The sequence below is a fragment of the Vibrio sp. E150_011 genome, assembly GCF_053544015.1.
This window is the reverse complement of the sequence record NZ_JBHFOL010000010.1, coordinates 19,685-32,760: the sequence shown is the minus strand read 5'-3', so window position 1 is coordinate 32,760 and position 13,076 is coordinate 19,685. Positions and strand designations below refer to the sequence as shown.

The 13,076-nt window shown below is 45.7% G+C and carries 11 protein-coding genes and 1 pseudogene; 6 read left to right on the top strand and 6 right to left on the bottom strand.

Annotated elements, in window-relative coordinates:
* The first annotated feature begins 20 nt into the window (after positions 1-20).
* Positions 21-866 (top strand): endonuclease/exonuclease/phosphatase family protein, encoded by an 846-nt coding sequence (locus tag ACE1OE_RS15475; RefSeq protein WP_449211582.1) that lies wholly within the window; start codon positions 21-23, stop codon positions 864-866.
* Positions 867-970: 104 nt separating this feature from the next.
* Here the strand turns inward: ACE1OE_RS15475 and ACE1OE_RS15470 are convergent.
* Positions 971-2,368 (bottom strand): annotated as a pseudogene (locus tag ACE1OE_RS15470) (LysM peptidoglycan-binding domain-containing protein); the annotation flags it as partial.
* A gap of 245 nt (positions 2,369-2,613) precedes the next feature.
* Positions 2,614-3,372 (bottom strand): hydroxyacylglutathione hydrolase, encoded by a 759-nt coding sequence (gene gloB / locus ACE1OE_RS15465; protein ID WP_102469670.1) that lies wholly within the window; start codon positions 3,370-3,372, stop codon positions 2,614-2,616.
* A gap of 40 nt (positions 3,373-3,412) precedes the next feature.
* Between gloB and ACE1OE_RS15460 the strand changes: the two genes are divergently transcribed.
* Positions 3,413-4,153: a class I SAM-dependent methyltransferase gene (locus ACE1OE_RS15460; protein ID WP_372062842.1), complete on the top strand. Its 741-nt coding sequence runs from the start codon at positions 3,413-3,415 to the stop codon at positions 4,151-4,153.
* An 82-nt stretch (positions 4,154-4,235) separates the two neighbouring features.
* Here the strand turns inward: ACE1OE_RS15460 and rnhA are convergent, their stop codons facing one another.
* The gene (rnhA, locus tag ACE1OE_RS15455) at positions 4,236-4,700 is read right to left on the bottom strand and encodes a ribonuclease HI (protein ID WP_372062843.1); all 465 of its coding nucleotides are present in this window, start codon (positions 4,698-4,700) and stop codon (positions 4,236-4,238) included.
* A gap of 57 nt (positions 4,701-4,757) precedes the next feature.
* Between rnhA and dnaQ the strand changes: the two genes are divergently transcribed.
* On the top strand, positions 4,758-5,498 hold the full coding sequence (gene dnaQ / locus ACE1OE_RS15450) for a DNA polymerase III subunit epsilon (RefSeq protein ID WP_449211581.1): 741 nt from the start codon (positions 4,758-4,760) through the stop codon (positions 5,496-5,498).
* Between the two features lie 9 nt (positions 5,499-5,507).
* Positions 5,508-6,752 carry a TIGR03503 family protein gene (locus ACE1OE_RS15445; protein ID WP_449211580.1) on the top strand — a complete coding sequence of 415 codons (1,245 nt, stop codon included), beginning with the start codon at positions 5,508-5,510 and terminating at the stop codon, positions 6,750-6,752.
* A gap of 256 nt (positions 6,753-7,008) precedes the next feature.
* On the opposite strand, the gene fadE is transcribed toward ACE1OE_RS15445, so the two are convergent.
* Complete coding sequence (gene fadE / locus ACE1OE_RS15440) at positions 7,009-9,453, bottom strand: acyl-CoA dehydrogenase FadE (RefSeq protein WP_372062846.1); 2,445 nt, start codon at positions 9,451-9,453, stop codon at positions 7,009-7,011.
* A gap of 355 nt (positions 9,454-9,808) precedes the next feature.
* Between fadE and lpcA the strand changes: the two genes are divergently transcribed.
* Both lpcA and ACE1OE_RS15430 read left to right on the top strand, forming a co-directional pair.
* Positions 9,809-10,384, top strand: coding sequence for a D-sedoheptulose 7-phosphate isomerase (gene lpcA, locus ACE1OE_RS15435; protein ID WP_102469675.1), 576 nt, complete (start codon positions 9,809-9,811; stop codon positions 10,382-10,384).
* A gap of 76 nt (positions 10,385-10,460) precedes the next feature.
* Positions 10,461-11,303, top strand: a complete 843-nt coding sequence (locus tag ACE1OE_RS15430; RefSeq protein WP_449211579.1) for a class II glutamine amidotransferase — start codon at positions 10,461-10,463, stop codon at positions 11,301-11,303.
* A 63-nt stretch (positions 11,304-11,366) separates the two neighbouring features.
* Here ACE1OE_RS15430 and purN read toward each other — a convergent pair whose 3' ends face one another.
* Both purN and purM read right to left on the bottom strand, forming a co-directional pair.
* Positions 11,367-12,005, bottom strand: a complete 639-nt coding sequence (gene purN, locus ACE1OE_RS15425; RefSeq protein WP_102469677.1) for a phosphoribosylglycinamide formyltransferase — start codon at positions 12,003-12,005, stop codon at positions 11,367-11,369.
* A 3-nt stretch (positions 12,006-12,008) separates the two neighbouring features.
* Entirely contained in the window at positions 12,009-13,049 is a 1,041-nt protein-coding gene (purM, locus tag ACE1OE_RS15420; protein WP_102469678.1) for a phosphoribosylformylglycinamidine cyclo-ligase, read from the bottom strand.
* Positions 13,050-13,076 lie beyond the last annotated feature (27 nt).

The following is a 13,076-nucleotide window of genomic DNA, read 5'->3' as shown; positions in this document are numbered from 1 at the left end:
TTTTTGGGAGGCGACGATAAATGAAACTTAAATGGTTTCTATGGGGCGGACTTGTCACGACAACGCTTGTCATAGCGAGTTTTCAATTGATCTTTACCACGCAAGTGACACCGGAGGTGACCTCTATTCATAGTGGTCATGTCGACACGGAGCTCAAGTGCTATCAGGGCGACGCTGATCAAGCCCTGGATCGTGCCGGTACCCTAAATGTATTAGTTTGGAACATCTACAAGCAAAACCGAGAGAATCTGTTTCCAGAGTTAGAAAAGCTTTCCACTGGAAAACAGCTGGCCTTGCTTCAAGAGGCTAATCTAGATCCGACGTTTATGGATTGGCTGAAAAAATCTAATTGGAATAGCAACCAAGTCAGCGCCTTCAAAGCCTTTGATGTTTCTGCTGGAGTCTTGAATTTAAGTACGGCCATGCCGTCTATCGCATGTGCTAATCTGCAAGTCGAGCCTTGGCTAAGGTTACCTAAATCGGGATTGTATGCAGAGTATGCCTTGAGTAATGGTGCTAAGTTGGTGACGGTGAACCTTCATTCCGTGAACTTTACTATTGGCACCGAGGAGTACATGGCACAACTTGAATCCTTCAAACAAGTATTGCTCACGCATCAAGGCCCGTTACTTATCGCTGGCGATTTTAATAGCTGGAGTGAAGAACGCTTGGGAGTGCTTCACCATGTATTAAAAAAATATGAGATTAAAGAGGTCATGTTTGCTGATGATAACCGTAAACGGTTTTTGAACGGGCTTCCTCTTGATCATATCTTTTATCGAGGTATGAAGTTAGTCTCCTCAGCATCGCCTCAGTCCACCGCTTCAGATCATAATCCATTGATTGCTGAGTTCGATATTCGATAAGGTTTTGATATTGATATTGATATTGATATTGATATTGAGAGATAAACGACAGATAAAAAAAGCGGCACAGTGGCCGCTTCTGATTAAATCCTAATGAAGGAAACCTATACGCTGGTTTTTGTCACGTCAACGTAGAGTTTTAGTTTTTGGCCTGGTTTCAGGTAACGCTGTTTATTCAGGCTATTCCATTTCATTACGTCATTGGTTCGGACATTAAACTTATGAGCGATGCCACTCACGGTGTCTCCCGATCGTACCGAATAAAAGACAGTGCGGATGATGGCTCCATTTGAACTGTCTTTCCATATCACTAACTCTTGGCCGATTTTTAGCGTGTCCTTTGGACCCATACCGTTCCATTTTGCTAGGGATTGGTGCGAGACTTTATTAGCCTTTGCAATTAACCATAGGCTATCGCCACTTTTCACTGTATGAGTCAGCTTATAGTTTCCACGAGAGGTCGATTGAGTCGCAGCAAGACGGTTTGAGGCGCTTAATGCATAAGTATCACTGTTTTTCGTCGAGGTCGGTACCAATAGGTATTGCCCAGCACGAATCGTGTTGTTTCTTAAGCCATTGGCATTTTGAATGACTTTGACTGTCGTCTCGTGTTTTTGAGCAATCACACCCAATGAATCACCCGATTGCACCTTGTAGCGAACCAGTCGCATGCCCTTGCCACGGTTTTTATCGAGCTCGGCTTTGAATTGGTCCACACTTGAAACGGGTAAAAGTAATGACTGTGGCCCTGCAGGCGCTGTTGCCCATTGATTATAGGCTGGGTTATAACCTTGCAACTCTTTCACTGAAATGCCGGCATATTTTGCAGCAATAGCAAGATCGAGCTGCTCTTCTGGGTCAATGAGTGTTAACGCAGGTTGGTTTGGAATCGCTGGAATGTCGAGACCGTACTTTTCTTGGTTCGCGATGACATCCGCAAGCGCGAGTAGTTTGGGTACATAACTACTGGTCTCTTTGGGTAAGTCGAGAGAGAAAAAGTCTGTCGGTTTGTTGAGCTTTCTATTTTTTCGGATCGCACTGTTAACACGGCCACCGCCACTATTGTAAGCTGCGATAGCGTGGTTCCAGTTGCCATCAAAACGGTTATTTAGCTGAGTGAGAAAATCCAATGCCGCACTTGTTGAGGCGCTCACATCGCGTCGACCATCGTACCAATAGGTCTGCTCTAGGCCAAAGGCTTTACCTGTTGCTGGGACAAACTGCCATAGACCTGCTGCGCTGCCATGTGAATAAGCAAAGGCGTCAAAAGAGCTCTCAACAACAGGGAGTAGCGCGAGTTCTAATGGTAAACCGCGAGCTTCAATTTCTTCTGTGATGAGATAAAGGAATGGCTGAGCACGCTGAGAAACTGTTTTTAGATGGCTTGGGTGTTTAATGTACCATTGGCGATAATAATCCACTTTTGCATGGTCAGGGATCGGCATTTCCAATTGCATCGCTATACGCTTCCACACATCTTTTTGTTCTTGTGGTGTGAGAGCTTTTGGCGCGGATGTAGAAGCATCAACAGAAACAGGTTTAGTTGTTGTGGTTTTTGCTGTTTCTGAAGGAGAGTTGGTGGGCTCTGTTGTGGAACTGCTCGAATCTGGCTGAGTCATTTGACATCCAGCCAGCAACAGGGCTAAGGCCCAACTGTATTTCTTATGCATGGTCTTTACTACAACCTCTTACTTGAACGGTCGTGCATAATACTAATACGGCTGGTGCCAACACAAGCACGAAAACGTTAAAATTCGTTTTTCCACTCACGCAATGCGGTAAAAGTAGACACAGGATCGTTGTTGATAGATCTATTTGCAACGGATTTCATGACTTCTTGTTGTTGAGTTCGTAAAAATGGGTTGATGCGTTTTTCAATCAAAATCGAGGTGGGTAACGTTGGGAGGCCTTGCACTCGTTTTTGGTTTGCTTGTTCTCGATAGTCGTGAAGAAAGTCATTATGGGGTTCGATGGCCATAGCAAAGGCGAGGTTGCTCAGTGTGTACTCATGGGTGCAATACACGTCGGTTTCTTCTGGTAGTAGCGTTAGCTTTTGCAAAGAATTAAACATTTGTGCGGGCGTACCTTCAAAAATGCGGCCGCACCCAGCAGAAAATAAAACATCACCGCAGAATAACTTCGCATCGCCTACGTACCCGATGTGATCTAGTGTATGTCCGGGTAAATCAAGAACCAAAAATTCCTCGCCAAATAACTGGATGCGATGCCCCTCCGACACTTGATGAGTTAGATGTAGGATATTCGGATTTTCTGGGCCAATGACCGTGAGGTTAGGGTATTTCGCGACAAGTGCTCCAATGCCGTTTACATGGTCCCAATGATGGTGAGTGACCAAAATGGTGGTTAGCTCTAGTTGATGCTGCTCTAAATATGCGATGACAGGTTCGGCATCTCCGGGATCGACAACAGCACACAACTTCTGGTTATTTTGAATCAGCCAGATGTAATTATCATTAAATGCGGGTATGCTTTTGATATGTAACATTGTTGTTTCTCCAATTCACTTTGAGAGAGAGCGCGAAAATATGAAGCCAGCACGCAGCAAGAAAAAAGTCGATCATCCTCATTCTTGGGAAGAACTTGCCAATGGTCAATGGGTTTCTGAATCCATTCAGACTCGTTTGGATGAATGGTGCCCGAAGCTTTTTGGTTATCATATGCTTAAGCTTGGTGGTTTAAGTTGCGAATTAACAAGCTGTAATTGCAATATACAACATCAAGTTAATTTAGACGCTAAAAATCCACTGCACAATATTATCGCTGATCGCTATGAACTGCCTTTTCTAGAAAAGAGCTTTGATGCTGTGATTCTGTCTCATCAGTTAGAATATAGCGAGGATCCTCATCGGCTTTTACGTGAGGTTGATCGAGTAATGATTGATGATGGCTACCTGATCATTACCGGCTTTAATCCCGTTAGTTTTACGGGGTTAGCGAGCTTAATGCCTTGGCGTCGAAACAACTTCCCGTGGAGTGGGCGCATGTTTACACCAAATCGAATTCGTGATTGGTTAAGCGTGTTGAACTATCAGGTTGTGCATGCCGATAGCTACGCCTTATTTCCTATGAAACGTAACCGAACCATGTGGACATGGTTAGAGAGCAGCATTGGAGATTGGGCGTCACCGATGGGGAGTTTATATTTTATCGTGGCGCGGAAACGGACGTATCCATTGAAGCCTATTAAGCCTCATTGGAACTTGAAAAAGAAGCTCACGCCGGTGAGCTTAAACTATCGAACAACAGATAAACGCAACACCAACTAGGCCCGTGCTCTCCGATTAGTGGTTAGCTTAGTGGTTAGCTTAGTGGTTAGCTTAGGGGGATGTTAGTCAGGTAACCGTCGTATTAGCTAGGTTGATAACCCACATCTTCTTCGCTTGGGTTTTCGGCGCCGTGTCTTGCAAGCTCGTCGCACATTTCATTTTCACGATGACCGGCGTGACCTTTAACCCAACGCCAATCGACAGAGTGGCGCGCTGTTTCTTCATCCAGTGCTTTCCAAAGATCCGCATTTTTTACTGGTTTTTTGTCTGCTGTCTTCCAGCCACGTTTTTTCCAATTATGGATCCACTGCGTAATACCTTGGCGCACATATTGGCTATCCGTGGTGAGGATGACATTGCAGGGCTCTTTTAGTGTCTTGAGCGCGACGATCGTCGCCATCATCTCCATACGGTTGTTGGTCGTTAGCTGGTAGCCCTTCGACAGTTTTTTTTCTGTTTGCTTATAGCGTAGTACGATGCCGTATCCACCAGGTCCCGGATTGCCTAAGCACGATCCATCAGTGAAAATTTCAACCTGTTTCGTCATGATTTGATACTATGTCGGTCTGTAACTTTATTAATATAGTCTGACATACAAAACATCATGAATACCAGCCTCAATTCAGAACAGCGTAGAATCATCGTACTCGATACCGAAACGACAGGTATGAACCGTGAAGGTGGCCCTCATTATCTCGGGCATCGGATCATTGAAATTGGTGCTGTCGAGATCATCAATCGAAAATTCACAGGTAGACATTTCCATGTTTACATTAAGCCCGATCGCCTTATCCAGACTGAAGCGATTGCGGTACACGGTATTACTGATGAGTTTTTATTAGATAAACCGGAATACAAGCAAATTCATGATGAGTTTCTCGAGTTTATCAAAGGCGCTGAGCTGGTGGCTCATAATGCCCCCTTCGATGTCGGCTTTATGGATCTTGAGTTTTCCATGGTTAATGCCAACGTTGGAAAAACGGAAGATTACTGCAAGATCACCGATACGCTGGCGATGGCCAAACGCATGGCGAACATGCCAGCAAGGAAAAACCTTGATTCGTTAGCAAAGCATTACACGATAGATACGTCAGCTCGTATCTTGCACGGCGCTTTACTCGATGCGGAGATCCTCGCCGACGTTTACTTAGCCATGACCGGTGGGCAGACCAATTTACAGTTTAATGCTGGACAATCTGGGGGGGCTGACTCAGAAATGATCAAAAGATTAACGACGGGACGAAAAGCGCTAAAGGTTTTGCAGGCAACGGCCGATGAAATAGAGGCGCATAATTCGCGTTTGGATATTGTAGAAAAAGGCGGTAACTGTTTGTGGCGCCAGTAGGAGAGAAACATGCAGAGGGTTTTTATCGCGTTTGGCCTGTGGCTAGTGCTGCTGGGGAGCGCCGTCGCCAGTGAGTCCTCGATGTCCTTTTTGGATAACCGGTTTCGAGTCGACGAAACCGTTGAGCAAATAACCTTTCTCGTTTATCGACAAGACAATTCACGCCCGGTCACCCTCGTTCGTCCTGATGGGAAAAAATATTACGCGTGGAAGCACCCTGACAATGTCAATTGGATTGAAGAACCCACCGCCGATATTATTACGGTTGAGCATCCAATGCCGGGTCCATGGCAAGCCATTGGTAAGGTTACCCCAAAAAATAATATTCAGTTAGTGTCAAAGCTAAGCCTAAAAGCGGAGACGTTACCTGAACGTTTGTATCAAGGTGAGAAGGTTAAATTTACCGCGCATCTATTGAGTGATGATCAGCCTTTGATTATCGAAAATATTCTCACGCACGTGAACCTAAAAGTAGTGATGACACGCTATCTCGAAGAGCAAGAAGCTCAAACGTCTGATACGCGCCCTATCCCTATTGTCATTGGTGAGTTTTTGGATAATGGGCAAGGGTTAGATGAGCGAGCGGGCGATGGGGTTTTTACGGTTACGTTACCCATTACAATTGAACCTGGAAAATACAATGTTCGTATTACGACCGGGAATGGTGTTTTTTTGCGAGCACTAGAACAGGAAGTGTTTGTGTACCCAACGCCGTTTACGACTCGGTTTGTTCAAGGCAATGTCAACTCGCCGCATGAAGTCGTGATGCGCGGCGAGCCTGCCACAATTCAAGCCGGAAGCTTAGCGGCGTCAATTGAACTTACGTCACCGAGCGATAGCGAACAGGTCGTTCAGGTTCAAGCGCAAGCGAATGAAATGATGCTCACTTCTTTGTTCACGGACCTCAATGAAATGGGAACCTATAAGTGGACCGGGCATGTTTATGCGAATGAGGCATCGACAGATCGAGAACTAGTATTCGACTTACCTGAGCGGTCTTTTAGTGTGGTTGGCGCGATTGATTTAGTGAAGGCTAAGGCGCTGCAAGAAGCGGCACGCAAGGCAAAGAAGAAAGCTGAGCAAGAAGCTCAAATTGCTCTGCATCGTGAAACGGTTCGGCAGCGCGCCATTATGGCGATTGTGATAGGCAACACCGTATTGTTGGTCATTGGTGGACTGATTTGGTGGCTGATAAGGCGCAAACGAGCGATAAAAGCCGTGACACCAGAAATGCAGTTAAAGATGCCAGGGTAAGGGAAGCCGTATCTCGATACGATTCTGCTTTATGGTAAAAGTGTTAGATGATTGCCGCGATGTGGGGATGTGCCAAAGATAAGCGTTGAAAACGGAATCATCTAATAAATGGCCTAACACGAGTCATGGCTAAATAATCCTGCCTTAAAAACAAAAAATGCCAACCGCAAAGGTTGGCATTTTTTAGTTTAACGCATGCACTGTCGTATCATATCAATAGTCGTTGTATCCTATTTACAGTCACGTTATAACAAGGTTACGCCACTTCCTCCATCGTCGGATAGACCGGCTTTGCTGCCAGCTCCTCAGGGGAGAAATCGTCGACATTGATGGTATACAGGCGGTGCGCTTCAGCGGTATGAAGTATGACGGCTTCTTCTTTGCTAATGAGCCCCTTCTCTAGACCGATTTCTGCAACCTCTCCAAGATTGGTAAATGGTCGGCGCTGTCCGAGCTCTTTACAGATTTTATTGAAAATAGGCTCTGCTTTTAACACCATCTCAAGCGCTTGTTCAATACGGCCTGCCGGGTTGAATTCGGTTGGTTCTAAGTATTGTCCGCGACCTAAGCGGCTACGTGCCCCTGACGGTGTTTGTAAGATTCGAGCAACTTGGCTATCAAGTTTATCTGATGGTGCTTGTCGTACGGTACCTAGTGGCATTACAACCCAACGCAACACACGCCCAATCATTCGGTTAGGGAAGTTAGCAAGGAAGTCATCAAGTGCTTGCTCCGTTTGTTTCAAGCTGTCTTGTAGACCCCAGTGCAAGAGAGGTAAATCTTCACTCTGACGGCCTTCGTTGTCAAAACGCTTGAGCGCAGCAGTGCTCAGGTAGAGCTGGCTTAAGATATCACCAAGACGCGCGGATAAACGTTCTTTGCGTTTTAGTGAACCACCCAGTACGGCCATTGAGACATCGGATAACAACGCTAGGTTAGCGCTGTAGCGATTGAGTTGCTGGTAATAACGCTTGGTCGCATCTTTATACGGTGCGTCTGAACCACGACCATCGGTGAGGCCGAGCCATAAACTGCGGACGAAGTTACTTACCGCAAACGAAACGTGACCGGCTAATGCCTTGTCAAACTCTGAGACTGCACTGTTGTCTGTTGAGTAAGCCGCTTCCATTTCTTTCAGTACGTAAGGGTGACAACGAATCGCACCTTGACCATAAATGATCATAGAGCGTGTAAGGATATTCGCGCCTTCGACCGTTATCGCAATGGGTGCGCCTTGATAACCACGGGCTAGGAAGTTCGACGGACCTAAGCAGATACCTTTACCGCCAACGATGTCCATGGCGTCAATAATGCATTGCTGTCCTCTGTGGGTGCAGTGATATTTGACGATGGCAGAAATAACCGAAGGCTTCTCGCCTAAATCAATGCCGGCTACTGTTAAACTGCTGGCCGCATCCATAACGTAGGTGTTACCAGCAATGCGAGCCAATGGCTCTTCAATGCCTTCCATATGACCAATCGGTTGTTTAAATTGTCGACGGATTCGAGCGTAAGCACCAGTCGCCAGTGCCGCCGTTTTTATACCGCCGGTCGAATTGGATGGTAGGGTAATTCCGCGCCCTACAGATAAACATTCAACCAGCATACGCCAGCCTTGTCCGGCCATTTTAGGGCCACCGATGATGAAATCGAGAGGAACGAATAGTGACTGTGCTCGTGTTGGACCATTTTGGAATGGCAAGTTCAGTGGGAAGTGGCGGTTACCAATTTCCACACCTTTTAAGTCGGTCGGTATTAGTGCACATGTAATGCCTAGGTCGGCTTTATCTCCGATTAGACCATCGGGGTCTCTAAGCTTAAATGCGAGCCCAAGCACTGTTGCGACAGGTGCAAGCGTGATGTAACGCTTGTTCCATGTCAGGCTCATACCGAGTACTTCTTTTCCTTCCCATTGGCCTTTGCAAACCACACCAAAGTCTGGAATGGACCCAGCATCAGATCCCGCTTCAGGGCTGGTGAGGGCAAAGCACGGAATTTCTTTACCAACAGCAAGCCTTGGAAGGTAATAATCTCTTTGTTCTTCTGTACCATAATGTTGAAGTAATTCACCGGGACCAAGCGAGTTTGGTACGCCGACGGTCGACGATAAAACACTCGAAACACCGGTGAGTTTTTGCAATACCAAAGACTGTGCATAGGCAGAAAACTGCAATCCGCCGTATTGTTTCTTGATGATCATCGCAAAGAACTTGTGATCTTTGAGGTATTGCCAGATCTCAGGAGGAAGGTCGGCAAGCTCGTGGGTGACTTGATAGTCATTCACCATTGCGCAGACTTCATTGACTGGGCCATCTAAGAATTCTTGCTCTTCTTTACTTAGCTTGGGCGCGCTGATTTGCTGCAGTTTTTGCCAGTTAGGCTTGCCTTTAAACAGCTCTGCTTCCCACCAGACTGTTCCTGCATCCAGTGCTTCTTTCTCTGTTTGAGACATCGCAGGCAAGACCTTTTTAAACACAGCGAGTGCTTTTGCTGAGATCAGAGATTGGCGCAGTGCAGGGATGCAAGTGATAGAGATGAGAACAACATAAACACTCCATGCGATGACACCAAAGGTGCCAAGTAGTGTTCCTATCGCCATTGCTGCAGTAACGAGTATAAGAGATTTTGCTAAGGATGAACGTTGATAAAAGCTAACGCAAACCGCTCCGAGCAAAATGACAGTAGAGAGCAAGATGTCCATGATGGTTCCTTTATCTGGTAGTGATGATGTTTTGATTGTTATCGTTATTGGGTTGTTATTGTTATCGTGGGTTTGACGGCTACACGTTAACTCGCGTTAAAGGTAAGAGGTCAAACCAGTTGGTAGTGTAGCCGAAATATTGCACAAATGTAAAATTTGAGGGTGTTTGTCATCACATAACTGGCAGAACGCAAAGTTTGCTCGCGAGAGAGAGGGGGGCAGTAAAAACAATAAAAAATTGATGATAGGAGGCGTATTGAGGGGGGCTAGCTATCGACAGCCTCTCTGATTTATAGGTACACTCAAGTTAATCGATTACTGCCGACCCTATCGGTGAAACAAAGAGAAGAGTCCTATGTACCAAGATCTGATTAAAAGTGAATTGAGCGAAGCCGCTGATGTCTTGAACCAATTTCTAAGTGATGACGATAACATTGCCAAAATTGAAGCGGCTGCGAAAATGATTGCGGCTTCATTTAAAGAAGACGGTAAGGTTTTGTCCTGTGGTAACGGAGGGTCTCATTGTGACGCCATGCATTTTGCGGAAGAGCTAACAGGGCGCTACAGAGAAAATAGACCGGGTTACGCGGGTATTGCGATTTCTGATGTTAGCCACTTATCGTGCGTGAGTAACGATTTTGGTTATGATTATGTTTTTTCGCGTTACGTCGAGGCGGTAGGGCGTAAAGGCGACGTGTTGTTTGGACTGTCTACCTCTGGTAACTCTGCGAACATCTTAAAAGCAATTGAAGCAGCAAAAGAAAAAGGCATGACGACCATCGCGCTAACAGGTAAAGATGGCGGAAAAATGGCGGGTTTAGCGGATATTGAAATTCGTGTACCGCACTTCGGTTACGCGGATCGTATTCAAGAAATACACATCAAGATCATCCATATTATTATTCAACTGATTGAAAAAGAGATGGAATAATCGAGTTAAGCGTCGTAGAAAATCGTTGTAGCGTCATCGCATCGTAGAATAAAGATTATGGAGAATAAGGGACGTAATGTGTGAATTGCTTGGCATGAGCGCCAATGTGCCAACTGACATCTGTTTTAGCTTTACAGGTTTGATTCAGAGAGGCGGCAATACGGGGCCTCATAAGGATGGATGGGGGATCACTTTCTATGAAGGAAAGGGGTTCCGCACGTTCAAAGATCCTAATCAAAGTTGTGATTCTCAGATCGCTGAGTTGGTGCAAAGTTACCCCATTAAAAGTCGGGCGGTCGTCAGTCATATTCGTCAAGCGAACCGTGGCCAGGTGAACTTAGAAAATACCCACCCATTTACGCGCGAGCTTTGGGGGCGGTATTGGACATTTGCGCACAATGGGCAGCTGAGCAACTATGATAGCTTAGCAATCGGGCGCCATAGACCCGTTGGTGAAACGGATAGTGAGCTATCATTTTGTTGGCTGCTAAACAAATTGGAAGCTCGCTTTCCAGAGCCACCTCAAGATATGATGGCCATGTTCCAGTATGTTGCTGAATGTTGCGATGAATTGCGTCAGTTTGGTGTCTATAACATGCTCTTAAGTGACGGTGAGTTTGTGATGACGTTCTGTACCAATCATTTGTATTGGATTACACGTAAAGCGCCATTTGGCCAAGCCACATTGCTGGATGAAGATGTCACGATTAACTTCCAAATGGAAACGATGTTGAACGATGTCGTATCGGTCGTAGCGACTCAGCCATTAACGGGTAATGAGACTTGGCACCGAATGAAGCCCGGTGAATTTAATCTATTTCACTTCGGTGAGCGGGTGCTGAGTAATTCTGATGATTTATCTGATGTGCCTCATGCCGCCGTAAAACCTGCGAGTCAGGCGCCAACAGAATCATTGTAATGATTTGTTTAAATATAAAAAAAGCGAGTGTTAGACACTCGCTTTTTTATGTTTACTATTTGGCTATTTATCGGCGTACCCTTGGGCACCGAGAGCTTGACCATCCAAAATAGCTTTGCTGCCATCCATGGAAAGCCTATCTTCAACAAACCATTTAACCACAAGTGGGTAGATCTGATGCTCTTGGACTTGAATACGTTGTTCTAGCAATTCCACAGTATCATTATCAAACACAGGCACTTTTGCTTGTAGGATGATTGGACCGCCATCTAATTTCTCAGTGACGAAGTGGATACTGGTTCCATGGTGTTCATCGCAGTTATCAATAGCACGTTGATGTGTGTGGAGACCCGGATATTTCGGCAACAATGAGGGATGAATATTGATCATCTTCCCCATATAGTGACGAACAAACTCACCACTCAAAATGCGCATGTAACCTGCTAAAACCAGTAAATCAGGGTGGTGCTTGTCAATGCGTCGCATTAGCTCTGCATCAAAGGCTTCTCGTGATTCACTTGCTTTTGGGTCAAGGAATTCAGCTTCGGCACCTGCATTTCTAGCACGTTCGAGAGCAAATGCTGACTCTTTATTAGAAAATACAGCACGAACTTTAGCGTTCGTGATTGAGCCTTCACAAGCATCAATAATTGCCTGTAAATTCGTGCCATTCCCTGAAACTAAAACAACGATATTCTTCATGAATTACTTGATCTCTACTTGCTCTTCGCCGGCTTCAGCTTGTGCAATCTCACCAATAACCCAAGCGTTCTCGCCTTCAGCTTGTAAAAGTGCAACTGCTGCGTCAGCTTGCTCTTTAGGAAGTGCGACAATTAGGCCCACACCACAGTTGAACGTACGATACATTTCGAATGTTTCAACGTTGCCTTTTTCTTGTAGCCAATTGAAAATTGCAGGCCATTCCCAGCTCTTGCCGTCGATGACTGCTTTAGTGCCTTCAGGAAGTACGCGAGGGATGTTTTCCCAGAAACCACCGCCTGTGATGTGAGAGATCGCATGGATATCATGCTCAGCAATCATTTTAAGCGCTGATTTGATGTAGATTTTCGTTGGTTCGAGTAGGTGCTCACCAATGGTGCGCTCACCGAGAACTTCATTTTTGTCTGCGCCAGATACTTCAAGTACCTTGCGAATCAAAGAGTAGCCGTTTGAGTGTGGGCCACTTGAACCAACAGCGATAAGGGCATTTCCTGCGGCAACTTTAGTTCCGTCAATAATGTCTGCTTTTTCAACAACGCCAACACAGAAACCAGCGACGTCGTAATCGTCACCTTCATACATGCCTGGCATTTCAGCAGTTTCACCACCAATCAGTGCACAACCAGCTTGAACACAACCTTCTGCAATACCAGATACAACATCCGCTGCTGTGTCGATATCTAGCTTACCTGTTGCGTAATAATCCAAGAAAAATAGTGGCTCACCACCTTGAACGATAAGATCGTTCACACACATTGCGACTAAATCGATGCCAATGGTGTCATGTTTTTTAAGGTCGAGTGCAAGACGTAGTTTTGTACCAACGCCGTCTGTACCTGATACGAGTACCGGCTCTTTGTATTTAGTTGGCAACTCACATAAAGCACCAAATCCACCGATGCCTCCCATTACTTCAGGGCGACGAGTGCGCTTAACCGCGCCTTTAATACGGTCAACTAATGCATTACCAGCATCAATGTCTACACCAGCGTCTTTATAGCTTAGGGAAGTGTTGTTTCCGCTCACGGGACAGTCCTCGATAAATAATTGGAA

What these genes read in the sequence shown, in the direction of transcription:
- dnaQ (WP_449211581.1), top strand. Translation starts at nt 4,758, where the DNA reads ATGAATACCAGCCTCAATTCAGAACAGCGTAGAATCATCGTACTCGAT.
- fadE (WP_372062846.1), bottom strand. Translation starts at nt 9,453, where the DNA reads ATGGACATCTTGCTCTCTACTGTCATTTTGCTCGGAGCGGTTTGCGTT.
- ACE1OE_RS15475 (WP_449211582.1), top strand. Translation starts at nt 21, where the DNA reads ATGAAACTTAAATGGTTTCTATGGGGCGGACTTGTCACGACAACGCTT.
- ACE1OE_RS15430 (WP_449211579.1), top strand. Translation starts at nt 10,461, where the DNA reads ATGTGTGAATTGCTTGGCATGAGCGCCAATGTGCCAACTGACATCTGT.
- purN (WP_102469677.1), bottom strand. Translation starts at nt 12,005, where the DNA reads ATGAAGAATATCGTTGTTTTAGTTTCAGGGAATGGCACGAATTTACAG.
- ACE1OE_RS15460 (WP_372062842.1), top strand. Translation starts at nt 3,413, where the DNA reads ATGAAGCCAGCACGCAGCAAGAAAAAAGTCGATCATCCTCATTCTTGG.
- ACE1OE_RS15445 (WP_449211580.1), top strand. Translation starts at nt 5,508, where the DNA reads ATGCAGAGGGTTTTTATCGCGTTTGGCCTGTGGCTAGTGCTGCTGGGG.
- gloB (WP_102469670.1), bottom strand. Translation starts at nt 3,372, where the DNA reads ATGTTACATATCAAAAGCATACCCGCATTTAATGATAATTACATCTGG.
- lpcA (WP_102469675.1), top strand. Translation starts at nt 9,809, where the DNA reads ATGTACCAAGATCTGATTAAAAGTGAATTGAGCGAAGCCGCTGATGTC.
- rnhA (WP_372062843.1), bottom strand. Translation starts at nt 4,700, where the DNA reads ATGACGAAACAGGTTGAAATTTTCACTGATGGATCGTGCTTAGGCAAT.